This window comes from Saccharothrix luteola (assembly GCF_020859565.1).
GTDB classification, from domain to species: Bacteria; Actinomycetota; Actinomycetes; order Mycobacteriales; family Pseudonocardiaceae; genus Actinosynnema; species Actinosynnema luteola.
The window spans coordinates 30,670-55,179 of record NZ_JAJHUO010000029.1 but is presented as its reverse complement, the minus strand read 5'-3'; the positions used below and the strand labels follow the sequence as shown (position 1 = coordinate 55,179).

Genomic DNA, 24,510 nt, shown 5'->3' with positions numbered 1-24,510 from the left:
ATCGCCGGAGTCGCCCAACCGGAACCCGTCGAGCGTGCGGCGAACGGCCCCGGTGCGATCGGGTCGGACCGCTGCCGCGGTGGAGGGGCATGAGCCCGGAACGAGGTGCCGCGGGACGCACGCCGGTACGGTCGCGGATCGTGGACAGGGTGCGGGTCAGGTCGGTGGCGGAGTTGGGCGGCGCCGGGTTGCCGGTCGGGCGGCCGGTGCTGGTGCTGGTCGGCGGCGCCGCCGGGATGGACCGGGGCGGGCTGGCGGCGTTGGGTGTGGTGCTGCGCGAACTGGTGCCGCTGCTCGACGCGTGCGGCGCGGTGGTGGTGGACGGCGGCACGGACGTCGGCGTGATGCGGGCCGTGGGTCGGGCGCGTGCGGCGGCGGGCGGGCGGTTCCCGCTGATCGGGGTGGCCGCCGAGGTGGCGGTGGACCTGGCCGCGTTCGAGCCGAACCACACCCACCTGGTGCTGGTGCCCGGTGACGCGTGGGGTGACGAGTCGCCGTGGCTGGCCGAGGTGGCGGACGTGGTCGCCGGACCGGAGCCGTCGCTGACCGTGCTCGTCAACGGCGGGCCGATCACGTTCGACGACGCCGAGCACAGCCTGGGCCGCAACCGGCCGCTGGTCGTGCTGCGCGGCAGCGGTCGGACCGCGGACGCCATCGCCGAGGGCGCGGACGAGCGGTCCACCGCGATCGCCACCTCGCCGTTGACCACCGTGCTCGGCCCCGACGAGCTGCGCGCGCACGTGGAACGGGTCTTCCGACCGGAGGGGGAGCGATGACGGCGAAGGGGTTGGGCGACGACGACCTGCCGGGCCTGTTCGAGGCGGCGGACAGCGCGTCGCTGGACGGGCAGCACCGCTACGTCCGCGCGGTCCGGCTGCGGCTGCTGCTCGCCGTGGCCGCCGCCGCGACCGGCGCGGTGCCGTTCGTCCTCGGGCGGGTCGACGTGGCCGCGATCGGCACCGCCATCGCGTTGGCCGCGGTGTCGGTCACCGAGCTGAACCTGAAGTCCGCGCGCCCCGAGGACCGCTGGTACGACGGCCGGGCGCTGGCCGAGTCGGCGAAGAGCCTGGCGTGGAAGTTCAGCGTCGGCGGCCTGCCGTTCGACAAGGCGGGCGGCGAGCCGGAGACCGAGCGCCGGTTCATCCAGCAGATGCACAAGCTGCTGGAGGACGCGCCGGCGACGAGCATCCGGCCGTCGCGGCGACCCGTCGTCACCGAGGGGATGAGGACGCTGCGGGCCGCGCCGTTCGCCGAGCGCAAGGCCGCCTACCTGGAGGCGCGGGTCGCCGACCAGCAGCGCTGGTACACGGCCAAGGCCGCGCGCAACGAGCGGCTGGCCGGGTGGTGGCGGGCCGGGTTGCTGTCGATCGAGGTGATCGGCATCTGCGCGGCGTTGGGCAAGGCGATCGGCGCGGTGCGGTTCGACCTGGCGGGCGTGGTGGCGGCGGTGATCGCGGCGGGCACGGCGTGGATCAGCCTGCGCCAGCTGTCCACGCTCGCCCGCGCGTACACGTTCGCCGCCAACGAGCTCGCGATCGTGCGCAGCCGGTTGGAGCTGGTGGAGGACGAGCCTTCGTGGGCGAGCGAGGTGGCCGACGCGGAGGAAGCGGTGAGCCGGGAGCACACGATGTGGCGCGCTTCCCGGACCCGACCGTCCAGCTGACGGCGTCCGGGCCGGGCCGGCGACGCTGAGGGCGGCACCGGCCCGACGACCGGGCCTCACTTCAGGTGCCGGGCGAAGAACCGGTTCCCGTCGTCACCCTCGAACCGCGGGACACCGGTGTGCCCGCCCGTGTTGGCGTGCAACGTCTTCTCCTCGGAACCGAAGGCGTCGAACAGGTCCAGGGCCATCTGCCGGTCGTTCCCCTCGTCGTCCCACTGCAGCAGGACCTGCAACGGGATGGAGACCTGCCGGGCCTCCTCGACCACGCTGCGGGGCACGTAACTCCCGGAGAACAGCAGGGCGGCCGAGATGCGCGGCTCGACCACCGCCAGCCGGACGCCGATGGAGATCACCCCTCCCGAGTACCCCACCGGGCCGCCGATCCCGGGCAGGGCGAGGAGCGCGTCCAGCGCGGCCCGCCATTCCGGGACCGCCTGGTCGACCAGCGGGAGGACGAGCCGGTCGACGATCCCGTCGTCGACCGGCCCGCCGGCCTCCAGCGCCCGGCGCAGGTCGGCCCGGGCCTGCTCGACGGCGGCGAAACGGGGCCGGTCACCGCCACCGGGCAGTTCGATGGTGGCCGTGGCGAAGCCCTCCGCCGCGGCGTGCCGGGCCCGCGCCACCAGCCGCGGGTACATCCTGGGCAGCCCGCCGGGGTGGCCGAGCAGGATCAGCGGGGCGGGCGTGGACGCGGATCCGGGCGTCCACAGGATGCCGGGGATCCCGTCGAGGGTGAACTCGCGCTCGAGGACGCCGTCGTCGAAGCGCTGTTGCGAGGTGAACCGCATGGTCGTGCCTTTCGGGAGTGCTCGCGGAACGGGCGCTCCCGGACGACCTACCGCCCGACCACGACCCCGGAGGGGAGCACCCATGTCGACACGTTCACGGGTACCACCTCCTCGATCTCTCGCGCGGTCGCCGGCAACGTAGCAGTGCTCGCCGTTGCCCGCCAACGGGTTTAGCCGGGCACCTGTCCCGGCGACCGCCCGTCCGGCGGGTTCAGGAGCCGCTCGGCGTGGCTGTAACCGATCCGCGGCCCCGATGCCGGCCGCGCTGCCCGGCTCGGTGGTTGGTAGTAGTACCCGAGGCCACGCGCGGTGACGATCGCGCTGGGGTCGAGACCCGCGGTCGCGAGCTTCGTGCGCAGGGTGGCCACGACGACGGCCAGGTTGCGCTTCAGGTGGACCGCCACCGCGGATTCGCCCCACACGTGGGCGACGATCGCGTCGATCGACTGGACGGAGCCCGCGGACCGCACCAGGATCTCGAGCAGTCGGAGCTCGCGGGGCGAGCAGGGCGCTTCGGCGTCGCCGACGCGGACCTCCGGCCGCCTGAAGTCGACGCGGAGGACCCCGTCGTCGTAGACCTCATCGGCCGGGGCGGCCCGCTGCCGCATGGCCCGGCGCATGCGGGCGACGAGTTCCCCCAGGTCGAAGGGTTTGACGAGGTAGTCGTCGGCGCCGATGTCGAGGCCGAGGGCGATGTCGTCGACCGTGCCCCGCGCCGTCACGACGATCACCGGGACGTCGCTCGCGCCGCGGAGCTTGCGCAGCAGGGTGAGGCCGTCCATCTCGGGCAGGCCGAGGTCGAGCAGCACCACGTCGGGGCGCCGCGTGATCGCCTCGCGCAGCCCGTTCCTGCCGTCGCGGGCCGACACGACCTCGTACCCCCTGCGTTGCAGGGACCCGATCAGCGCCTCGGCCACGCGGTCGTCGTCCTCGATGATCAGCACCTTCCCCCGACCGGGAGGGCGGGGAGCGGTCCGCGTCGGTTCGGTGCCCGGTTCGGTGCTCGGTTCGGCGATGGGCCTGATCTCCACCGCCGTCGCGGACGCGCCCTGGCCCACCAAGAACGCCAGGGCCAGTTCCCGGCACGCGGGGCAGACCTTGAGCTGCCGCCCGTCCACCGCGAGCGCGAACACCGCGGTCCGCTCGCACCGGTGCCCGGCGACCTCGACGTCGCACTGCCGCGCCAGCCGTGCCGTGGCCCGTTCGGTCTCGTGCTTCCGGACGCGGTGGGCACGGGAGCGGCACCGGTCCGAGCAGAACTTGCGCGGGCGACCGGTCTCGGTCGAGAAGGGCAGGGGCCCGCCGCAGCCCTGGCAGGTCGGTGTCGTCACCGAGGACTTCCCCCTCCCGATTCGCCGGAACGAAACCACTTTCGTGTCGCCGCCGCGATAGTGACGCGGAGGCACGCCTTGGCTTGCGCCGATCGGTGCTGTTCCCTGTAAGGGAGGCGGTCCGGCCGCCTCTCGACGGCCGGACCCGGGTTCACGATCGCTTGTGCCTGCCAGCGTCGACGATCGCGTCACCCACCACGAGGAGCGCCCTCGCCGTGATGGCGAGGGCCACTTCTCCCTTGAGCGGCGCCACGACGCCCTCCAAGACCAAGAGGGCCACGCGCACCACCTTCCAGATCCTCGGCGCCCGGTTGCGACGCCACCGAGCGACCCGGCGGAGCGCCGTGCGGACCCGAGTGGTGCGCACCAGCGGTGTCGACCGAGCCGTCCGACTCGAAGGAACGACCACCTCGACGACCTCCTCTCGACAGCGGACGCGACCATCGCGGGCTGTCGCGACGAGCCCCGCGGCAGCGCAGCTGCGGGAGAAGACCGTCGGAGAGCGGCCACTCCCCCGTCACCGGAGGTGTGGTGGATCAACCGTCGCGCGCCCCGGCCGAAGCGCGCAAGATCGCGAAAACAACATAACGAGCCGGCCGCGTCGCCAGACCTGTCGTGGGGCGGTCGGTCAGCACGCTCCTGACGACGCCACGCTGTGCGACTGGTTCCTGTTGTTGTGGACGCCCAGGTCCGGGACCTGCTGCCCCGGTTGGATGACCCACCGCTGGTCGCCCTCGCAACCCGGGAGGATGTAGAGGCGGACGGTTCCGGACCTGCGGTTCCAGGCCGACGTCGCTTCCTGCTTGACGCACACGCCACTACCGGTGCCGGTGCCCTTGAACTCCCAACAGGTCGGCTGGCTGGAACCATACTCCGGGATGGAGGTGGTGTGGTCCGACACCGCCGAGCCCCTGGCCCAGCCGTAAGTGGTGTAGTACAGGCAGAACTCGCCTACCTCGCACACCCCGTTGCGGGTAGGCGCCGCGGCGGCGACACCTGCCGGCGGGACCACCATCAGGGCTCCCGCCGCGACGGCGACCAGCGTGCGGACGAGCTTCTTCCCCTTACCGCCCATGCCTCGTTCTCCCTCCGCGATCCGACCCCTTCGGCCCGAGCGTTCGATCGTCGTGCACGACCGGCGACCAGGGCGGTCGAACGAGCCGCCGTCACTCGTATGCCGCGCGACACCCTCCAGCGCGGCGGAGTGTGCGCTTGGCGGAGACCTCGGCGCAGGCAGCAGCTGTCCTGTCCGGCCAGATGCCACCTGGGCCGGCCGGCGACGGACCCGCCGCCGGACGTTCGCTCATGCCGAGGTCGGGCGGGAGCTGGGCAAGCCGGTGCTCATGACGTCGGAGGGTGGAAGCCCGGCCCACCCGGTCCCTGGGTTCGATCCGGTGTTCGACCGAGTGGTGTTGCCGGCTGATCCGCTGGTCCGCCGAGTTCCGACAACGGACTCCGACGTGCGGGCTCGGTGGCATCCGCTCGTGCCGCTGACCGGGTTGGGCACGATTCGGTGGCGAAGGCGCGTTGGCCGTCGGGGCCGCGTGCGACGAGGCGTCGCCGGTGCGGTGAGCCGATCGGTTCGGCGAGGGCGACAGCTCCGGGGTAGGTGCAGGCGAACAGTCGCGAGGTGCTCGTGGCTCGATCCGGTCTGCCGAGCGGATGTCGAGCACCGGCGCGGAGCCGTCGGCCAGGCGAGCGAAGTAGTCCGGAGCGTGCGAGCAGGACAACAGCGGGTGTCAGGTGCGGTTGACGGTTGTCACGGGGCAATCACAGAGAGTATGGTCTAGACCTGCCGCCGCGTTTGGGTGAACGCTCCACCCAGCGCACTCGGGTTGGCGTTCGCCACAAGCGTTTCCGCCCATCCGACCAGAGGAGTCCACATGTCACTCCGCCGAAGGATCGCCGCGGTGGCGGCAGGCGTGCTCGCCGCGCCGCTCGTGACGGTCGCCCTGCCCTCGGCACCCGCCTACGCGCACGGGTACGTCTCGTCACCGGCCAGCCGTCAGGCGCAGTGCGCCCGCGGCGTCGTGTCGTGCGGCGACATCAAGTGGGAGCCGCAGAGCGTCGAAGGCCCGAAGGGCCTGCGCAGCTGCAACGGCGGCGTCGCCCGCTTCGCCGAGCTGAACGACAACAACAAGGGCTGGCAGGTCGCGAACACCGGCCGGACCGTCACCTTCACCTGGACCTTCACCGCACGGCACCGCACCGCGAACTACGAGTACTACGTCAGCGGCAGGCGGGTCGGCTTCGTCGACGGCGGCATGCAGCAACCCCCGGCCACCGTGTCGCACACGGTGAACCTGGGCGCGTCCGGCCGTCAGACGGTGCTCGCCATCTGGAACATCGGCGACACCTCCAACGCGTTCTACGCCTGCATCGACGTGAACGCGAGCTAGCCCAACCGCGAGAGTCCTACACCCGGCACGCGAGAGTCCTACGTTCGCGCACCCCGAGTTCAACGCCCAGGTTCCGCCGACCCTGCGCTGAGCGTTGAACTCGGGTGCCCTGAACGTAGGACTCTCGCGGCGTGAACGTAGGACTCTCGCGGCGGGTCAGGCGGTGAAGCCGCCGTCGACGTGCAACTGGGCACCGGTCACGTAACGGGCCTCGTCGGACGCGAGGAACGCCACCGCCGCCGCGATCTCCGACGGCTCCGCGTAACGCCCCACCGCCGTGAAGCCCCGCACGACGTCGGAGACCTCGCCGTCCGCCGGGTTCATGTCGGTGTCCGTCGCACCGGGGTGCACCAGGTTCACCGTGATCCCCCGCGGCCCCAACTCCCGCGCCAACGCCTTCGTCATCCCCACCAAGGCCGCCTTCGACGCCGAGTACAGCGAGAACCCGGGGAACACCGCCCGCTCGGCCACGTTGCTGCCGATGCCGATCACCCGCCCGCCGTCGCCGAGGTGCGGCAACGCCGCCTTCACCGCCAGGAACGCCGCCCGCACGTTCACGTCGAACGTCCGGTCGAACTCGGCCACCCCCAGCTCCTCCACCGGCCCGACGATGAACTCACCCGCGTTGTTCACCAGCACGTCCAACCGCCCCAGCACCGCGACGGCCTCCTCCACCGCCGCGACCACCGCCTCCGCGTCACCGCTGTCCGCCCGCACGGCCACGACCCGCCGCCCCAGCTCCTTCACCCGGTCGACCACGTCACCCGGACTGGTCCGGTAGGTGATCGCGACGTCCGCGCCCAACTCCGCCAACCGCACCGCGATCGCCGCGCCGATACCCCTGCTGCCGCCCGTGACCAGGGCGACCTTGCCTTCGAAGTTCATGCTGGGATCGTGTCGCGCCACCGCGGTCCAGTCCGGCGGGAATCAGACGCCGCGGTCGGGCCGGAATATCCGTTGCGGGCGTCGAGCGGCCTCGCATAGGTTCGTGGCACACGAGGAAGGAGGTGGTCCGAAGTTGAATAGCTATAGGACTCGTCGTGAGGTGGCTGTCCGCTAGGACCGACCTTTCCCAGGTGGTCTGGGCGAATCCCAGGCAGCCACCCGGCCCCCGTGACCCCGAGCCCAGTCCAGCTCGGCCCGCACCCCGTGCGGGAAGCGGTCAGGGGGCCGCTTCACGTTCACGGGCACGTCAGCCCAGATGGGCGCGCACGACCCGCAGGTCGGCGAGGAAGCTCCGGTACGCCTCGTCGCGGTCGGGAGCGCGCAGCACCGCCGACGGGTGCACGGTCGCGATCACGTCGTAGTCCTCGACCCGCTCGACCTGGCCGCGGCGTTCGGTGACCTTGAACGCGTTGCCCAGCACGGCCTTCGCCGCCGTCGCGCCGAGGCACACCACCAGCGACGGTCGGACCTGCGCCAACTCGGCGTTCAACCACGGCAGGCAGGCCACCACCTCGCCACGCGACGGCGTCTTGTGGATGCGCCGCTTCCCGCGCTCGGCGGGCACGAACTTGAAGTGCTTGACCGCATTGGTCAGGTAGACGCCCTCACGGGCCAGGTCGGCCTCGTCCAGCGCCTTGTCCAGCAGTCGGCCGGCGGGCCCGACGAACGGCTCGCCCTGCCGGTCCTCCACGTCGCCGGGCTGCTCGCCCACGAGCACCAGCCCGGCGTCGCCCGGCCCCGCGCCGAACACGGTCTGCGTGGCCGGCTCGTACAGCTCGCACCCCTGGCACCCGGCCGCGGCACGGCGCAGCGCCGCCAGGTCCGCGCCCTCGGGCACGAACGCGGCGGCGCCGGCGGCGTGTCTAGCGGTCGTCGCCACGGAAGGCGTCCTTGACCTTCTCCCCCGCCTGCTTCAGCGACCCCTTGGCCTGCTCGGTGCGGCCCTCGGCCTGCCACTGCTCGTTGTCGGTGGCGTCGCCGACCGCTTCCTTCGCCCGGCCCTTGAGTTCCTCGGCCTTGTTGCTGACCTTGTCGTCGGTCCCCATGACCGTTCCTCTCGTCGGCACTACTCCGTCCACAGACGGGTACCCGTCCCCCGAACGGGGAAACTCCGACGACATCACCGCGCACCTCCTCGCGATCGCCGCAGACTGCCCATCGGACCAGGTCAGCGCCGTGGAGGACTTCTGGTGCGCGGCTCTCGGGCACCGCGTGGCACGCTGCTGAAAGGAGCTGAACGAGGTCGGTTGCACCTAGTCGACGGGCACCGGCCCGATGCTCGTGCCACACCCCGTCACCGGCTGAGCCGTCGTCCGCGGAGAAAGGGCCTCCGACACCGTGTGCGCCGGCCCGGCGGGCGACGAGTTCGGCGTGCTGCCGCCGAGCTCAAACCCCACGGCGCGCCGCGCCGAAACCCCCTGCCAGTTGCACCGCGCCACCCGTCCTCTACTACGGTGATCGTCTACGCGGTTGAAAAGCCAGCCGCAAGCCACCCGGCGCCCGCGAGGGCACCAGGGTCAGCGAGAGCTGTCGGGCTTGCCGGGTGCTGGCACCCGCGTGTCCGGACGCTCTCGCACCGCTGGCCTGGCTGACCGGTACCGACGTGCGAGAGAGGAGCCCGACCGTGGTCGGGGACAACGGGCGTGACGATTCGCTGACCGCGCGGATCGCCAGCCTCGAGGCCGAGATCGTGGGACTGCGCAAAGCGGTGCAGACGCGCACTGTGATCGGGCAGGCCACCGGCCTGATATCCGCGGTGCAGGGCTGCACGCCCCAAGAGGGGTTCCAGCTGCTCGTGCGGATGTCACAGCACCACAACGTGAAGCTGCACACGATCGCGCTGAAGCTGCTCGACCTCTCCGCCGAGCTGGGACCGAGGCAGGCCGTGCGCGCCGTCCACGCCTCGGCCGAACCCGAACCCGAGCTCGAACCGGGGCTCGAACCGGGCGACGGCCACCTCGCCGTCGCCGAGTGGCCCGGTGTGGAGGTGGTGAACGCCGCACGCGGGCTCGTCGCGGCCTACGACGCGGCCGAGCACTCCGGCGACGACCGGCCGGAGGTGCGAAGACGGCTGGCCGACCAGGTCGAGTCGGCCGGTCGGCTGTTGGCCGAGAAGCTCACCGAGGTCGGCTGGCTCGCGCCCGGCCAAAGTGCGTGACCGAAGCGCGGTCGACGATGGCGAAGGAGTCGGCGGGCAGGTGCACCGCCTGCCCGTCCACTTCCACCTCCGCCGACGCGAGCAGCACCTCGCCCGGCTCGACGTCGAGCCGCACCACCGCGTCCTCCCCGAGGTTGCACAGCACCCGCAGTGAACCCCGGTGCAGCACGAGCACCGCACCCTCCTCGCGCACCACGAACCGGTCCAGCCGCGGATCCGCCAGCTCCGGGCGCGACCGGCGCAGCGCGATCAACGCCCGGTAGAGGTCGAACAGCTCCCGGTGGCCGGGCGCGGACACCTCGTCCCAGCGCAGCGCGGACCGCCGCACGGTCTCCGGGTCGATCGGGTCGGGCACCTCCGACTCGCCCCACCCGTGCCGGCCGAACTCGCGCCGCCGCCCCGTGCGCACCGCGTCGGCCAGCTCGGGGTCCGGGAACGACGCGAAGAACTGCCAGGGCGTGCTCGCCGCCCACTCCTCACCCATGAAGATCATCGGCGTGTACGGGGAGCAGAGCACGATCGCCGCGCCCACCGCCTGCCGCCGCCACGACACCGCGGCCGACAGCCGGTCACCGGTGGCGCGGTTGCCGACCTGGTCGTGATTCTGCAGGTAGGCGAGGAACCGGTAGCCGGGCAGCCGGTCGCGGTCGACTGGACGGCCGTGGCTCCGGCCCCGGAACGACGACCACGTGCCCGCGTGGAGGAACACCTCGCGCAGCGTCTTGCCCAGCGCGCCCTCGAAGTCCGGGTAGTAGCCGGACGTCTCCCCGCTCAACGCCACGTGCAGCGCGTGGTGCAGGTCGTCGTCCCACTGGGCGTGCAGGCCGTAGCCGCCGCCTTCCCGCGCCGTCACCAGCCGGGCGTCGTTCAGGTCCGACTCGGCGATCAACGTCAACGGCCTGCGCACGGCGGCCGACAACGCGTCCACCTCGACCGCCAGCTGTTCCAGCACGTGCGTCGCGCTGCGGTCCACGAGGGCGTGCACGGCGTCGAGCCGCAACCCGTCCACGTGGAAGTCGCGCAGCCAGCCCAGCGCGTTGTCGACCACGTACCGGCGGACCTCGTCGGCGCCCTCGCCGTCGAGGTTCAGGCCCGGTCCCCAGTCGTTGCTGCCCGCGAAGTACGGCCCGAACCGGTCCAGGTATGCGCCGGAGGGCCCGAGGTGGTTGTAGACCACGTCCAGCAGCACGGCCAGGCCGCGGGCGTGGCAGGCGTCCACGAACCGCTTGAACCCGTCCGGCCCGCCGTACGGCTCGTGCGCCGCGCCCCACAGCACGCCGTCGTAGCCCCAGCCCGCCGTGCCGTCGAACGAGTTCACCGGCATCACCTCGACGTGCGTGACGCCGAGGTCGACCAGGTGGTCCAGCCGCCGCACCGCGCCGTCGAACGTGCCGGCGGACGTGAACGTGCCGATGTGCAGCTCGTAGACCACCGCGCCGGGCAACGCGCGCCCGGTCCACGCCTGGTCGGTCCACTCGAACGCCGCGTGGTCGTAGACCCGTGACGGCGCGTGGACGCCGTTCGGCTGCCACCGCGACCGCGGGTCGGGCAGCACGTCGTCGGAGTCGCCCAGCAGGAACCCGTAGTCGACCCCCGCGACGTCCGAGTGCCACCACCCGCCGTCGCCGGCCGTCATCTCGTGGTCCCGACCGTCGACCCGCACCCGGACGCGCTCGTGCGCCGGCGCCCACACCGCGAAACCCACAGCTCTCCTCAGTCCGCTCGTCGGCTCAGTCCGATTCCCGGTTCGACCGGTCGTCGACCAGCAGCGCGACCGGATAGCGGTCCAGCAGGTCCGCCAGCCTGGTGGCCGCCGGGCGGGAGGTGAGCACGTCGGTCCACTCACCCGGCGGCAGCGGCAGCACCGCGTCGCCCCAGCCGCCCGCGTCCGCCAATCCCACCGGAAGCCGGGTCGCCACCGCGACCAGACCCGTCCGCTCGAACGCGACTACGTGCGGTGCGGTCCGGCCGGACGCCTCCAGCGGCCGGTAGCCGCGGAACAGCTCGGGCCGTTCCCGGCGCAACCGCAGCGCGCGCTGCACGACGAGCAGCTTGGCTGCGCCCGAGTCGTCCACGTCCGGCAGCCAGCCGTCCTCGATCCGGTCCAGCAGCCGCCGCCGCACCTCGTAGTCCACCGGTCGCCGGTTGTCCGGGTCGACCAGCGACAGGTCCCACAGCTCGGTGCCCTGGTACACGTCCGGCACACCGGGCGCGGTGAGCTGCACGAGCTTCTGGCCGAGCGCGTTGGACCAGCCGGGCGCGACGATCCGCTCCACGAACGACGCCACCTCGGCCGCCACCGGGCCGGACAGCACCTGCTCCGGCCACGCCGCCACGGCCTCCTCGAACGCCTCGTCGTGGTCGATCCACGTGGTGCGGACCTTCGACTCCTTGGCCGCCTTGTCCAGGTAGGCGCGCATCCGGTCGGCGGTGATCGGCCACGCGCCGACCAGCGACTGCCACGCCAGCATGTTCAGCGACGGCTCGTCGATCGGGTGCGCGGCCGTCCACCGGCGCACCGACTCGGCGAACTCCCCCGGCAGCTCGGCCAGCACCGCGAGCCGGGCGCGCACGTCCTCCGACCTCTTGGTGTCGTGCGTCGACAACGCCGTCATCGCCGCGGGCAACCCCGCCTCACGGGCCGCCGCACGCGCGTGGAACTCGGTCGGGGGCACCCCGAACCGGTCCGGCGCGCCGCCGACCTCGTTGAGCGCCACGAACCGCGTGAACCGGTAGAACGCCGTGTCCTCGGTGCCCTTCGCGACCACCATGCCGGACGTCTGCTGGATCCGGGTGGCCAGCTCGCCGTGCGGCTCGGCGCGGACCTGCCGGTCCAGGGCCAGGGCCGCGGGCGACGTCGCCGCGCTCACCGCCGCCGTCCACGCGTCGAGCCCCTCGGGCAGGTACGAGCGGTAGACCGGGAAGTTGACCATGACCTCGGCGACCGCGCGTTCGGCCTCGGCGCGGTCCGCGTCACGCACCAGGGCCGCGATCCGCCGCACCTCGGCGCGCAGGATCGTCCGGGTCGCCAGGTCGCGGCACTCGTGCTCGACCGCGGCGAAGTCCGTCGGCACGCCGAACTCCTCGGCCAGCGCGGTGAACGCCGCCTCACCCGCCGGGTCCACGAACAGCCCGCACACCTCGCGCAACGCGTCGTAGCCCGTGGTGCCGTCCACCGGCCAGCTCACGGGCAGCCGCTCGTCCGCGCCGAGGATCTTCTCCACCACCAGCCACACGCCGGCGCGTTCCCGGAGCCGCCGCACGTACCCGCCGGGGTCGGCCAGGCCGTCGGGGTGGTCGACGCGCAGGCCGGTCACCTCGCCCGCCGCGACCCACCGCAGCACCTCGCCGTGGGTCGTGTCGAACACCTCGGGGTCCTCCACCCGCACCGCGGCCAACGTGGTGATGTCGAAGAACCGCCGGTAGTTCAGCTCGGTGTTGCCGCGCCGCCAGAACACCAGCCGGTAGTGCTCGTGCTCCTCCTCCGACGCCTCGTCGCCGGCGAAGGGCAGCAGCAACGGCCCGGAGTCCCAGTCGACGTCGAAGAACTTGGCGTACCGCGACCCACGGCCGTGCCGGAGCACGTCCCACCACCACCGGTTGACGTCGTCGTGGCCGACCGCCATGTGGTTGGGCACGATGTCGAGCACGAACCCGAGCCCGGCGCGCCGCAGCGCCTTGTGCAGCGCCACCCGCCCGGACTCGCCGCCCAGCTCCTCGCGGGCGCGGGTCGGGTCGACCACGTCGTAGCCGTGCGTGGAGCCGGGCACGGCCTCCAGCACGGGTGAGGCGTACAGCGCGCCGACTCCCAGCGCATCCAGGTAGTCGACCACGGCCTCGGCGTCGGCGAAGGTGAAGTCGGGGGTGAACTGGACCCGGTAGGTCGACGCCGGCGCGCCGTCGGGCCCCGTCACTCCTGCTCCAGCCGCTGCAGCACCACGAGCGACCGCGCCACCAGCGTGAGCGTGCCGCCTCCCGCCACCACCTCGCCCAGCTCGGGCAGCGTCACGTCGCCCGTCGCCGTGTCGATCACGACCGTCCACCTCGCGCCGTAGCCCTCCTCGGGCAAGGTGACCTCGATGTCCTCGTGGTGCGCGTTGAACGCGAGCAGGAACGAGTCGTCCAGCACCCGCATCCCCCGCTGGTCGAGGTCGGGGATGCCTTCGCCGTTGAGGAACACGACGACGCAGCGGCCGAAGTCGTCGCCCCAGTGCTGCTCCGTCATCTCTTCACCCGAAGGTGTGAACCAGGCGATGTCGCGGAGTTCGTCGCCCTTGCGGATCGGCTTGCCCTGGAAGAACCGGCGCCGCCGCAGCACGGGGTGCTGCCTGCGGAACTCGGTCAACGCCGAGGTGAACTCCACCAGGTCCCGGTTCTTCTCCGCCAGCGTCCAGTCCACCCAGGACAGCTCGTTGTCCTGGCAGTAGGCGTTGTTGTTGCCCCGCTGCGTCCGCCCGAGCTCGTCGCCGTGCAGCAGCATCGGCACGCCCTGCGAGAGCAGCGTCGTGGCCAGCAGGTTGCGCCGCTGCCTGGCCCTCAGGTCGTTCACCTCGGGGTCGTCGGTCGGCCCCTCGACACCGCAGTTCCAGGACCGGTTGTCGTCCGCGCCGTCACGGCCGTCCTCGCCGTTGGCGTCGTTGTGCTTCTCGTTGTACGACACGAGGTCGTTGAGCGTGAACCCGTCGTGCGCGGTGACGAAGTTGACCGACGCGTAGGGTCGCCTGCCGTCGTCCTGGTACAGGTCCGACGACCCGGTGATGCGGGACGCGAACTCGCCCAGCGTCGCCGGCTCGCCGCGCCAGAAGTCGCGCACGGTGTCGCGGTACTTGCCGTTCCACTCGGTCCACAGCGGCGGGAAGTTGCCGACCTGGTAGCCGCCCGGCCCGACGTCCCACGGCTCGGCGATCAGCTTCACCTGCGAGACCACCGGGTCCTGCTGCACCAGGTCGAAGAACGTCGACAGCCGGTCGACGTCGTAGAACTCGCGGGCCAGGGTGGCGGCCAGGTCGAACCGGAACCCGTCCACGCGCATCTCGGTCACCCAGTACCGCAGCGAGTCCATGATCAGCTGCAACGTGTGCGGGCTGCGCACGTTCAGCGAGTTCCCGGTGCCGGTGTAGTCCATGTAGAACTGCGGCTCGTCGTCCACCAGCCGGTAGTACGCCTGGTTGTCGATGCCGCGCATGGACATCGTGGGCCCGAGGTGGTTGCCCTCGGCGGTGTGGTTGTAGACCACGTCGAGGATGACCTCGATGTCCGCCTCGTGCAGGGCGCGCACCATGCCCTTGAACTCCTGCACCTGGTTCGCCGACTCGGGCATCGCGGCGTAACCGGAGTGCGGCGCGAAGAACCCGATCGTGTTGTAACCCCAGTAGTTCGCGAGGCCTTTCTGCACCAGTCCGTGATCGGTGATGAAGTGGTGCACCGGCATGAGTTCGAGCGCCGTGACGCCGAGGCCCTTGAGGTGGTCGATCACCGCCGGGTGCGCCAGTCCCGCGTACGTGCCGCGCAACCGCTGCGGCACCTCGGGGTGCTGCATGGTGAGGCCGCGCACGTGCGCCTCGTAGACGACCGACTCGTTGTACGGCGTCTTCGGCGGTCGGTCGTTCGCCCAGTCGAAGAACGGGTTGACCACGACCGACAGCGGCACGTGGCCCGCCGAGTCGAGGTCGTTGCGCGCGTCCGGGTCGCCGAACCGGTACCCGAACAGCGACTCGTGCCAGTCGGCGTCGCCGGTGATCGCCTTGGCGTACGGGTCGATCAGCAGCTTGTTCGGGTTGCAGCGCAGGCCGCGCGCCGGGTCGTGCGGTCCGTGCACGCGGTAGCCGTACTTCTGGCCGGGACCGACGCCGAGGAGGTAGCCGTGGTGCACGAAGCCGTCCACCTCGGGCAGCCGCACGCGCGTCTCGATGCCGTCGTCGTCGAACAGACACAGCTCGACGTGGTCCGCGACCTCCGAGAAGAGGGTGAAGTTGGTGCCGACGCCGTCGTAGGTGGCGCCGAGCGGGTAGGGAGTTCCGGGCCAGGGGCGCACAGGGTTTTCCTCCGGACGAACTGGAACGATCCGACCCCTACGTTCTAGGTCGTTCTAGGTCAGGTCCGGCCGGCGTGCGACCTGACGAGCTGGCCGCGTGCCGCGACGAGGAGCAGCCTCGCTTCCTGCAGCTCGCCGTAGCGCAGGTGCTCGCAGGCGGCTTCCGCGCAGGCCACCGCCTGGGTCAGCGCGACGTCGGAGCCCGCGTCGGTGCGCCGCAGGGCGTCCCTCAGGGACTCCTCGGCGTGCCCGATCCCGGCGAGCGGATCGGCCAGGTTCGACGGCCGGACGTCCACCAGGACCTTCTCGACAGCCGTCTCCAAGGGGCCGACCGGGTTGCTCTGGGGAACCATCTGCTCCGGCACCAGCCCGGTGCGGGACATCAAGTCGGTGTTCACGGGTGACTGCCACCTCCAACCATGGCGCGGGTGACTGGCTGACGATACTCCGCGGCCGGGCCGCGCGCTGTGACGTGCATGTTCCGCTTCATCGCGCACCGGCCCCGCCCGCCGCGGCCGGGCGGGAGCCCGCCAGCGCGCCCGCGACCCGCCGCACGCCGGGGTCGTCGAACAGGTCGGCGAGCGCCACGGGCAGGGGGATGCGCCAGTTCGGGTACTGGTCGGTGGTGCCTGGCAGGTTCGGCTGGCGCGTCTCGCCCAGCGCGTCCTGCGGCGATGTCAGCACGAGCACGGAACGGACCTTCGCGAGCAGAGCGTGGAACGCGGTAACCAAGTCATCGGCAGGCACACCTTCCTGCTTGAGGAGTTCGAGCAACTCGGCGCGCTCTCGCTCGGCTGCCTGATATTCCCGGTCCACCGGCCCGTCAAACTGCCCCAGGTCGGCTCGCACCCGAACGTGTTCGGCGGCCAGGAACCCGGCCACGGTCGGCAGGTCGTGGGTGGAGATGCTCGCCATCGCCGACGCGGTCCACTTCTCCGGCGGGATGAGCGGGTGGTCCGGCAGGTCGTACTCGCGCTGGAACCACAGCACGGCCGAGCTGAGCATCCCGTGCTCGTGCAACGCCTCGGTGACCTTCGGCTCCACCGTGCCCAGGTCCTCGCCCACGACCACGGCGCCGGCCCGGTGCGCCTCCAGCGTCAGCACGGCCAGCATCGCGTCCGGGTCGTAGTGGACGTACGTGCCGCGCCCGGGCGCCTCGCCCGGCGGGATCCACCACAGCCGCCACAGGCCGGCGACGTGGTCGATGCGGATGCCGTCCGCGTGCCGCAGCACGCTGCGCACCACGGCCCGGAACGGTTCGTAGCCCTGCTCGGCGAGCCGGTCGGGCCGCCAGGGCGGCAGGCCCCAGTCCTGGCCGAGGCGGCTGAACGCGTCCGGCGGCGCGCCGACCGTGACGTCCGCGGCGAACGCGTCCCTCACCGCCCACGTGTCCGCGCCGCCGGGGTGCACGCCGACCGGCAGGTCGTGCACGACGCCGACGGGCATGCCCGCGTCGCGCGCGGCCCGGCGCGCGGCGGCCAGCTGCTGCTCGCACAACTCCTGCAGCCACGCGTGGAACGCCACCCGTTCCGGGTCGGCGGTGGCCGTGGCCGGGTCGCGCTGCGCCGGCGGCCACTCGCGCCAGTCCGGGCCGTGCGCCTCGGCCAGCGCGCAGAACCGGGCGAAGTCCAGCAGGTCGCCCTCGGGCGCGCGGTGCTCCTCGTGCCGCCAGAGCAGTTCGAGCGCCTTGGCCTTGGCCGTCCACACCGCGTCGTAGTCGATCAGCTCGGTGTCGTTGGGCGGGCGCAGCGCGTCGATCTCCGCGCGGGTCGCGTCGTCGGCGGCCCGGTAGGCCGGGAGGTCGGAGATCCGCAGGTAGAGCGGGTTGGCGAAGCGGCGGCTCGACGGCGAGTACGGCGAGCGCTCCACCGGCAGGGTGGGGCTGATCGCCTGCACCGGGTTGACCAGCAGCACGCCCGCCCCGAGCTCGGCCGCGCTGCGCCGGGCCAGGGTCGCGAGGTCGGCGTAGTCGCCCATGCCCCACGACTCGGCCGAGCGCATCGCGTAGAGCTGGAGCATCCAACCCCACGACCGGGGGACGGGCGGGAGCGCGCGCGGCGCGACGATCACGGTCCGCGCACCGAGCCGGTGGTAGCCCAGGGGCAGCGCGGCGGGCAGCTCGACCCGGCCGCCGTCCTCCAGCTCGACCGTGCCGCTCTCGTCCAGGACGTCGCCCTCGCGCAGGACGACGGTGCGCGGCGGTGGTTTCGGCGCGGCGAGCGCGCGTCGCACCGCCTCCGGTGTGGAGGCGTCCACGTCCAGCTGCGCGAGCACCGCGACGACCACGTCGGGGTCGACGTCCGCTCGGCGTTGGGTGGCGTCCTCGTAGTGGGTGGCCACGCCGTGGGCCTCGGCCAGTGCCGCGAGCTCGTCGTCCACGTCGGACAGCTTCGCCTTCCCCGTCGGTTCGAATCCAGACCGGTGACAGGTGGTCACCCGAAGGTTGCAGGAAGTTTCGCGTGGTTAATAACCCAGGCGAGTGATGTCCAAACCTCGATGCTCACACTTCGCGTGCCGGACCGGTCGACTCGCGCACCACGAGCTGCACCGACGGCGGCTCGGTCTCGTCCGACTCGCCGCGCAACCGGGCCAGCAGCACCTCGACGGCGTGCTCGCCGCGCTCGCGCCACGCGCCCTCCACCGCCGTGATGCCCACCGCGCGCGCCAGGTCCGTGCCCTCCAGGCTGACGATCGACACGTCGCCGGGCACGTCGCGCCCGTCGCGGCGCAGCCGCAGGAACACGCCAAGCGCCACCTCGCCGCTCGTGCTGATCACCGCGGACGGCAGGCGCTCGCCGTCCAGCAGCGCGTCCACCACCTGCTCGCCGCCCGCCACCGTCGAGGACGACCACAACGTCCACTCCGGACGGAGCGGCAGGCCCCGCTCGACCAGCACCTCGTCGTAGGACTCGTCGATGTCGCCGGCCAGGACCAGCGCGACGTCCCGGTGACCCGACGCGGTGAGGTGGCCGACGGCCAGCCGCAGCGCCTCGCGCAGGTCGCCGTCCCACACCGCGACCACCGGCACGTCCAGGCCCGCCAGCGCGGCGTCCTCGGCGTCGGTGAGGTTGACCGCCAGCGCCAGCACGCCGTCGACCCGGCGGGCCAGCGGCAGCTCCTCGAAGAACCGCCGGCGCGCGTCGGCGTCGCGCAGCACGTAGAGCAGCACGTCGTACCCGGCCTGCCGCAACGCGCCCTCCGCGCCGGCGAGCAGGTCGCCGCGGCCGACGTCGGCGGTGAGCACCGCGACGGCGTACCGGCGCCCGCCCGCGAGGCTGGAGGCGTCCCGGGCGATCGCGTACCGCATCCGCTTGGCGACCTCGGTGACGTACCGGCGGGTCGCGTCGGACACGCCGGGCTCGCCGCGCAGCGCGCGCGACACCGTCGCCGCGGACACCCCGGCGGCCCGCGCCACGTCGGACATGCTCGTCAACTCACACCTCCCGGCCTGGTACGAGATTAGCGAGAACCGTACGGTTGCCTCGTCGCGAGCACCCTGCGAGACGTGATCGACACCCTGCGGAAGGACTGCCATGAAGGCCGGCGACCAGGCACCCGACTTCACCCTGCCCGACCAGGACGGCACGCCGCGCGCGCTGTCCGAGCTGCTCGCCGACGGGCCGGTGGTGCTGTTCTTCTACCCCGCCGCGATGACCGCCGGGTGCACCGCGGAGAGCTGCCACTTCCGCGACCTGGCGACCGAGTTCGCCGAGGTGGGGGCGCAGAGGGTGGGCATCAGCCCGGACTCGGTGCAGCGGCAGAACCAGTTCGCGACCTTGAACGACTTCGACTACCCGCTGCTGTCCGACGGCGACGGCGCGGTGGCCGCGGCGTTCGGAGTGAAGCGCCGCTTCGGCCCGCTGCCCGTGAAGCGGCACACGTTCGTCATCGACACCGACCGCACCGTGATCGAAGTCATCAAATCCGAGTTCGCCATGAACGCGCACGCCGACAAGGCGCTCACCGCGCTGCGCGAACGGGCCAACCGCGCGAGCTGACCGCCGCCGTCACGGCCGCAGCCCGGCGAGCACGAAGTCGGCGATCTCGGTGCCGAGCCGGGTCGGCGACTTGGGCCCGTCCGGCCGGTACCAGGTCGGCAGCTGGTTGACCACGCCCAGCGCGATCAGGACCACGGTGTCGGCGGGCACGGCCGAGCTGAACCCGCCGTCCCGCTGCGCCTGCTCGACCACCGACCGGAACGTCTCGTGGTAGCGCCGCCGCTCGGACCGGAACGCGGCCATCCGGTCCGCGTCGAGCCGGTGCATCTCGCGCACGAACACCGCGGTCTCGTCCACGCTCGCCGCGGTCGTCTCGACCAGGCTGACCACGATCCGCCGCACCGTGGTGGCCGCGTCCAGCCCGGCCGCCACGATCCCGTCGAGGTCGGCCATCTGCCGCCCGATCAAGGAGCGGTAGATCTCGAACAGCAGGTCGTCCTTGGAGCCGAAGTAGTGGTAGAGCGCGCCCTTGGTGACCGAGGCGGCGTCGACGACCTCCTGCACCGTCGTCGCGTCGAACCCCTTCGCGGCGAACAACCGCACGGCCGCGCCCACGATCCGCTCGGGCGTCGCCCCGGTCCGCCGCGCCACGGTCAGGCCCCCGGCGCCAGCGCGCGCACCAGGTCGAGCTGGTCCGCGCCGGTGGGCAGCAGGGCGATCACGGGCGTGTCGACGCCGTTGGACGCGTACTCGGCCACGCGCGCACGGCACTCGTCCACGCTGCCGTGCACGATCAGCGCGTCCACCACCTCGTCCGGGATGAGCGCGGCGGCGCCACGCCGGTCGCCGGAGGCCCACGCCTCGTGCATCGGGCGCAGCGCCTCGCCGCGGCCGAGCCAGTCGTGGAACGCCGCGTACACGGGGACGGTCAGGTAGGTGCTGATCAGCATGCGGCCCAGCGCGCGGGCGGCGCCGGCGTCCTCGGTCGGGCACACGAAGATCCGGGCGGCCAGCTCGCCCCCGGTCATCTCGGCACGCACCTTGGGCACGTCGGCGGCGGCGAGCCAGTTGGTGATCGCGCCGTCGGCCTCGCGCCCGGCCAGCCGCAGCATCCCGGGGCGCAGCGCGGCCAGCATGATCGGCACCGGGTGCTCGGGCGCGCGCTCCAGCTTGAAGCCGCGCACGGTGAACGTCTCGTACTCCTCGGACACCTTCTCGCCCGTCAACGCGGCCTTGAGGAACCGCAGCGTGTCCCGGGTCCGCTTGAACGGCTCGGTGAACGGCACGCCGTTCCACCGCTCGACGATCGCGGGCGAGGACGCCCCGATGCCCAGCACGAACCGCCCGCCGGACACCTCGGCCAGCGTCGCGGCGGTCATGGCCAGCGTCGCCGGCCCGCGCGTGTAGACGGGCGCGATGGCGGTGCCGAGCCGGACGCGGTCGGACCACTGCGCGGCGAGCGCCAGCGGCGTGAAGGCGTCCGTGCCCGCGGTCTCGGCCGACCACACGTCGGTGTAGCCGAGGTCGGCGAGCTCGGCCACCAGCGCGCGGTGGTCGAGCACCGGCACGCCCGTCAGCGGCAGGGTGATTCCCCAACGACCCACGATCGCCTCCCTGAAGGTGTCCGGCCGCCACCGTACCTCAGGTACCGACCAGTCGGTATGCCGTGGGCGCACGGCCGGGTGACGCAGCACACGTGTCACCCACCCCGGGGGCCGGGTAACCGGTCAGTGCGCAGACCGCCTCTGTACGCCGTTCTGCCCCGCCGGAGTGAGCCCGGCGGGGCAGAACGTGGTACGCGCCGACCAGCCCGTCGTGCGTGGGCCCAGGCGCTGGGTTTGCGCTGCTTACAGCTTCAGCGCGCTCGCCGCGGTGCGCGAGGTCTCAGAGGGAGATGCCGCGCTCGCCCAGCCAGCCGACCGGGTCGATCTTCTGCGAGCCGTTGATCCACACCTCGAAGTGCAGGTGGGGGCCGGTGGACTGGCCGCGGTTGCCCATCGTGGCGATCTGCTGGCCCGCGTGGACCTGCTGACCGGCCGACACGAGGGTCTCGTTGACGTGGCCGTAGATGGTGATCGTGCCGTCGTTGTGCTGCACGCGCACCCACAGGCCGAAGCCGGACGCCGGGCCCGCCTCGACCACGACGCCGTCCATCGCGGACAGGATCGGGGTGCCGATGTCGTTCGCGATGTCCACGCCGTAGTGCGTCGTGCCCCAGCGGGCGCCGAAGCCGGACGTGAACGAGCCCTCGGCGGGCTTGGCCACCGTCGGACGCCTCGCCGCGGCGGCGGCAGCCTCCTCGGCCGCCTTCTGCTCGGCGGCCCGGGCCTGCTCCTCGGCGATCCGGGCGTTCTCGGCGTCGACGCGGGCCTTCTCGGCCGCGGCGGCGTCCTGCTGCCGCTTCTGCTCGGCCTGCCGGGCGGTGAAGCCCTCGGACGCGTGGCGGATGGCCTGGTCGACGTGCTGCCGGACGAGGAGCCCTTCGGAGCGCATCAGCTTCGCCGCCTCGAACGCGGGGTCGACGGCGTGCACCGTGCGGACGTCGGCCTGTCGGGGGGCCGAGGTGTGGACGAGCGCCGCCGCCAGGTCCGAGCTGGCGCCGACCGGGAGGAACCGGGTGTCGCCGCCGTCGAAGCCGCCGCCGGCGGCGCCCACGCCGGTGGCGAGGGCGCCTGCCGCGACCACTGCGGCCGCGACCCGGCCACTGACGGGCTTCCGATCGCACTCGGCGCGATGGGAGCGGTTGCGGGACGGGGTAAGGGGCGCGAGGAACGCGCGTCGACCGTCCGCTTTCGTGTGCCGTGCCAAGGTAGTGCCTTCCTGCATCGGGGAGCACGGCCCGGTCACAGGGACACCTGGCGGGGGATCCAGGCTGGCGGCGCTTTCGGGGAGCGACGCCGTGTCCCTATGGTGACCGAACCGTGACATGCGGCCGGGACCGTAACCCGATGTAACAAGAAAGGGCAAGCCTCAGCACTACGACTAGTGCTTTTTGGTGACACACCCCACTGATCGTCACACTACGTGTTCGAGTAACCGTAAGTTCCGTATCAGGCCGTTATAAAAGCCCAGGTCAGAGGCGACTTTAGGCGTGACGTAACCCGTGACGAAGGTCGACTACCGGTAGCGCGGGTCGACCGGCGGCAGGTCGGCCGGCGGCTTGCCCTCGTGGATCACCCGCATGGCGTTGAACCACGTCGGCGCAGCCACCTGACCACCGTAAACGCCGCCGGCGTCGTTCGTCCCGCACAGCCTCGGCGGGGTGCCGTTGCAGATCACCTGCGGCGCCACCCCATCGGTGAACGTCATGACCGCCCCGGCGAACTGCGGAGTGGCGCCGATGAACGCCACGGACCAGTGGTTCTCGGTGGTGCCGGTCTTGCCGATCATCGGCCGGTTCCAGCCGGACGCCGCGCCCGCCGCCGTGCCGCCGGACTTGGTGTCCGCGCTCATGCCGGCGGCCAGCGCGTTGGCCACCTCGGGCGCGACGGCCTGGTCGCACGGCGCTTCCTTCAGCTGCACGGGCCGGCCGTTGCGGTCGACGACCTTCTCCACCGGCGTCGGCGGGCACCACTTGCCACCGCTCACGATCGTCGCCGCGACGTTCGACAGCTCCAGCACGCTGGTCGGGCCCGCGCCGAGGGTGAACGAACCGCTGTTGTCCCGCTTGTAGACGTCGCCCTGCGACGGGCCGTTGGAGCCGTCGGCCTTGAGCGGGTCGCCGCGCCAGTCGACGCCCTGCATCGACTCGCGCAGCCCCAGCCGGTAGGCCATGTCGACCACGTTATTCAGCCCGGCCTTCTCCTCCAGGATGATGAACGCGGTGTTCGGCGACTGGGCCAACGCCTGGGTCAAGGTCATCTTCTCCGGGTAGTCGCCCGCGTTCTTGACCGTGTAGGGCTTGCTGCCGTTCTTGTAGACCTTCGACGTGTAGGTCTTCGGCACCTCGATCTGCTTGTCGATGCCCGTGACGCCGCGCTCCAGCGCCGAGGCGGCGGTGAACACCTTGTAGATCGAGCCCGCGCCGAACTTGGTCACCTCGGCGGGGATGGAGTAGGCGCTCTGCCCGGCGTCGGCGTTGTTGCCGAAGTCGCGGTTGGCGGCCAGCGCGCGCACCCGGTGCTTGTCCGCGCCCGGCTCCACCACGGCCATCGCGTTGGCGATGCCCGGCTGGGTCTTGGGCACCTGCGCCATGGCGGCGTCCTTGGCCGCGCGGGTGGCGACCGGGTCCATCGTGGTGGTGATCGTGTACCCGCCGCGCAGCAGCTCCTCGGTCGGGAGGCCCGCCTTCTCCAGGTAGTCGATCAGGTAGCGGCAGAAGAAGCCGTAGACCGGGCCGTCGCCCGCGCCGACGCAGCCGTTGGGCAGCAGCTTCAGGTCGGGCACGACGCCGATGTCGGCGGCCTTGTACTCGGCGGCCTTCTCCTCGGCGACCTTCGCGTCGGGGCCGAACGCGCCGTTGTCGCGCATCCGGTCGATCACGGTGTTGCGGCGCTTGATCGCGGCGTCCACGTCGGAGCCCGGGTTGAGCCTGCTCGGCTCGTTGACCAGGCCGGCGAGCATCGCGGCCTGCGGCACGGTCAGCTTGTCCGGGGTGGTGTCGAAGTAGGTGCGGGCCGCCGCGCCGACGCCGAACGCGCCGTTGCCGAACGGGACGACGTTGAGGTAGGCGGTGAGGATCTCGTCCTTGCTCATCTTCTGCTCGAGCTGGGTGGCGATCCGGGCCTCGCTGATCTTGCGGCCCAACGTCACCTCGGTCGCCTTCTCGTAGGCCTCCTCGGAGCCCTTGCCGACCACGAAGGCGAGGTAGTTCTTCACGTACTGCTGGGTGAGGGTCGAGGCGCCCTGGGTGGTCTCGCCGTCGACGCCCGCCTTGGCGGCGGCGCGGGCGATGCCCTGCCAGTCGACGCCCTTGTGCTCGAAGAACCGCTTGTCCTCGATCGCGATGATCGCGGCCTTCATCGTGTCCGCGATGCCCTCGGACGGCACCGGCACGCGGTACTGGTCGTAGAGGTAGGCGATCGGCTGGCCGTGCATGTCCAGCACGGTCGTCACCAGGGGCAGCTCGGCCTTGGTCAACTCACCCGAGGTCTGGTCCACCGTGTCCGCGGCCCGGTTGGACGCGAGGCCCAGACCCCCGACCACCGGGAACAGCACCGCCGCGACGAGCACGCCCGCCATCAGGCACAACCCCACCAACTTGACCAGACCTGTCGCGCGCGCGGCGAACACCGACCAGCAACCCCTTCCACAA

The 24,510-nt window shown here is 72.2% G+C and carries 22 protein-coding genes; 5 read left to right on the top strand and 17 right to left on the bottom strand.

From position 1 onward, the window contains the following. The first annotated feature begins 140 nt into the window (after positions 1 to 140). Both LNK82_RS34860 and LNK82_RS34855 read left to right on the top strand, forming a co-directional pair. Positions 141 to 776 (top strand): hypothetical protein, encoded by a 636-nt coding sequence (locus LNK82_RS34860; RefSeq protein WP_230571184.1) that lies wholly within the window; start codon positions 141 to 143, stop codon positions 774 to 776. After that, positions 773 to 1,663, top strand: coding sequence for a DUF4231 domain-containing protein (locus tag LNK82_RS34855; protein ID WP_230571183.1), 891 nt, complete (start codon positions 773 to 775; stop codon positions 1,661 to 1,663). The genes LNK82_RS34860 and LNK82_RS34855 overlap by 4 nt, the downstream gene beginning before the upstream one ends. Before the next feature lie 56 nt (positions 1,664 to 1,719). Here the strand turns inward: LNK82_RS34855 and LNK82_RS34850 are convergent, their stop codons facing one another. The 4 genes from LNK82_RS34850 to LNK82_RS34840 all read right to left on the bottom strand — a co-directional run bounded on the left by LNK82_RS34850 (position 1,720) and on the right by LNK82_RS34840 (position 4,857). After that, positions 1,720 to 2,451, bottom strand: a complete 732-nt coding sequence (locus LNK82_RS34850) for an alpha/beta hydrolase (protein ID WP_230571182.1) — start codon at positions 2,449 to 2,451, stop codon at positions 1,720 to 1,722. A gap of 170 nt (positions 2,452 to 2,621) precedes the next feature. Then, complete coding sequence (locus LNK82_RS34845) at positions 2,622 to 3,782, bottom strand: response regulator (protein WP_230571181.1); 1,161 nt, start codon at positions 3,780 to 3,782, stop codon at positions 2,622 to 2,624. 151 nt (positions 3,783 to 3,933) lie between these two features. After that, positions 3,934 to 4,062: a hypothetical protein gene (locus LNK82_RS47160; RefSeq protein ID WP_268997568.1), complete on the bottom strand. Its 129-nt coding sequence runs from the start codon at positions 4,060 to 4,062 to the stop codon at positions 3,934 to 3,936. Positions 4,063 to 4,410: 348 nt separating this feature from the next. Continuing rightward, the gene (locus LNK82_RS34840) at positions 4,411 to 4,857 is read right to left on the bottom strand and encodes a peptidase inhibitor family I36 protein (protein ID WP_230571180.1); all 447 of its coding nucleotides are present in this window, start codon (positions 4,855 to 4,857) and stop codon (positions 4,411 to 4,413) included. A gap of 808 nt (positions 4,858 to 5,665) precedes the next feature. Here LNK82_RS34840 and LNK82_RS34835 point away from each other — a divergent pair. Next, positions 5,666 to 6,181: a lytic polysaccharide monooxygenase auxiliary activity family 9 protein gene (locus LNK82_RS34835; RefSeq protein ID WP_230571179.1), complete on the top strand. Its 516-nt coding sequence runs from the start codon at positions 5,666 to 5,668 to the stop codon at positions 6,179 to 6,181. Between the two features lie 156 nt (positions 6,182 to 6,337). Here the strand turns inward: LNK82_RS34835 and LNK82_RS34830 are convergent, their stop codons facing one another. From LNK82_RS34830 to LNK82_RS34820, 3 genes are all read right to left on the bottom strand, one after another. After that, positions 6,338 to 7,066, bottom strand: coding sequence for a 3-oxoacyl-ACP reductase family protein (locus LNK82_RS34830; RefSeq protein ID WP_230571178.1), 729 nt, complete (start codon positions 7,064 to 7,066; stop codon positions 6,338 to 6,340). Between the two features lie 307 nt (positions 7,067 to 7,373). Continuing rightward, on the bottom strand, positions 7,374 to 8,006 hold the full coding sequence (locus LNK82_RS34825) for a UdgX family uracil-DNA binding protein (protein WP_230571177.1): 633 nt from the start codon (positions 8,004 to 8,006) through the stop codon (positions 7,374 to 7,376). Then, positions 7,990 to 8,172 (bottom strand): CsbD family protein, encoded by a 183-nt coding sequence (locus LNK82_RS34820; protein ID WP_230571176.1) that lies wholly within the window; start codon positions 8,170 to 8,172, stop codon positions 7,990 to 7,992. The genes LNK82_RS34825 and LNK82_RS34820 overlap by 17 nt, the downstream gene beginning before the upstream one ends. A gap of 578 nt (positions 8,173 to 8,750) precedes the next feature. Between LNK82_RS34820 and LNK82_RS34815 the strand changes: the two genes are divergently transcribed. After that, on the top strand, positions 8,751 to 9,284 hold the full coding sequence (locus LNK82_RS34815) for an ANTAR domain-containing protein (protein WP_230571175.1): 534 nt from the start codon (positions 8,751 to 8,753) through the stop codon (positions 9,282 to 9,284). Here the strand turns inward: LNK82_RS34815 and treZ are convergent. The 6 genes from treZ to LNK82_RS34785 all read right to left on the bottom strand — a co-directional run bounded on the left by treZ (position 9,244) and on the right by LNK82_RS34785 (position 18,742). Next, a complete protein-coding gene (gene treZ, locus LNK82_RS34810) occupies positions 9,244 to 10,989 on the bottom strand; it encodes a malto-oligosyltrehalose trehalohydrolase (RefSeq protein WP_230571174.1) in 1,746 nt (581 codons plus the stop codon). The genes LNK82_RS34815 and treZ overlap by 41 nt on opposite strands. A gap of 25 nt (positions 10,990 to 11,014) precedes the next feature. Then, positions 11,015 to 13,198 (bottom strand): malto-oligosyltrehalose synthase, encoded by a 2,184-nt coding sequence (treY, locus tag LNK82_RS34805; protein WP_230571173.1) that lies wholly within the window; start codon positions 13,196 to 13,198, stop codon positions 11,015 to 11,017. Continuing rightward, positions 13,195 to 15,318, bottom strand: coding sequence for a glycogen debranching protein GlgX (gene glgX / locus LNK82_RS34800; protein ID WP_230571172.1), 2,124 nt, complete (start codon positions 15,316 to 15,318; stop codon positions 13,195 to 13,197). The genes treY and glgX overlap by 4 nt, the downstream gene beginning before the upstream one ends. Positions 15,319 to 15,377: 59 nt before the next feature. Continuing rightward, positions 15,378 to 15,716, bottom strand: coding sequence for a hypothetical protein (locus LNK82_RS34795; protein WP_230571171.1), 339 nt, complete (start codon positions 15,714 to 15,716; stop codon positions 15,378 to 15,380). Between the two features lie 88 nt (positions 15,717 to 15,804). Continuing rightward, positions 15,805 to 17,697: a 4-alpha-glucanotransferase gene (malQ, locus tag LNK82_RS34790; RefSeq protein WP_230571170.1), complete on the bottom strand. Its 1,893-nt coding sequence runs from the start codon at positions 17,695 to 17,697 to the stop codon at positions 15,805 to 15,807. Positions 17,698 to 17,818: 121 nt separating this feature from the next. Beyond that, positions 17,819 to 18,742 carry a LacI family DNA-binding transcriptional regulator gene (locus LNK82_RS34785; protein ID WP_230571274.1) on the bottom strand — a complete coding sequence of 308 codons (924 nt, stop codon included), beginning with the start codon at positions 18,740 to 18,742 and terminating at the stop codon, positions 17,819 to 17,821. A 109-nt stretch (positions 18,743 to 18,851) separates the two neighbouring features. On the opposite strand from LNK82_RS34785, the gene LNK82_RS34780 reads away from it, so the two are divergent. Then, positions 18,852 to 19,316, top strand: coding sequence for a peroxiredoxin (locus tag LNK82_RS34780; protein ID WP_230571169.1), 465 nt, complete (start codon positions 18,852 to 18,854; stop codon positions 19,314 to 19,316). Positions 19,317 to 19,325: 9 nt separating this feature from the next. Here LNK82_RS34780 and LNK82_RS34775 read toward each other — a convergent pair whose 3' ends face one another. The 4 genes from LNK82_RS34775 to LNK82_RS34760 form a co-directional block, all read right to left on the bottom strand. Continuing rightward, positions 19,326 to 19,907: a TetR/AcrR family transcriptional regulator gene (locus LNK82_RS34775; protein WP_230571168.1), complete on the bottom strand. Its 582-nt coding sequence runs from the start codon at positions 19,905 to 19,907 to the stop codon at positions 19,326 to 19,328. A gap of 2 nt (positions 19,908 to 19,909) precedes the next feature. Next, positions 19,910 to 20,860, bottom strand: a complete 951-nt coding sequence (locus LNK82_RS34770) for an LLM class F420-dependent oxidoreductase (RefSeq protein ID WP_230571167.1) — start codon at positions 20,858 to 20,860, stop codon at positions 19,910 to 19,912. 280 nt (positions 20,861 to 21,140) lie between these two features. Further along, positions 21,141 to 21,941, bottom strand: coding sequence for a M23 family metallopeptidase (locus LNK82_RS34765; protein WP_230571166.1), 801 nt, complete (start codon positions 21,939 to 21,941; stop codon positions 21,141 to 21,143). Between the two features lie 432 nt (positions 21,942 to 22,373). Continuing rightward, positions 22,374 to 24,488 carry a transglycosylase domain-containing protein gene (locus tag LNK82_RS34760; RefSeq protein WP_230571165.1) on the bottom strand — a complete coding sequence of 705 codons (2,115 nt, stop codon included), beginning with the start codon at positions 24,486 to 24,488 and terminating at the stop codon, positions 22,374 to 22,376. Between the last annotated feature and the right edge of the window lie 22 nt (positions 24,489 to 24,510).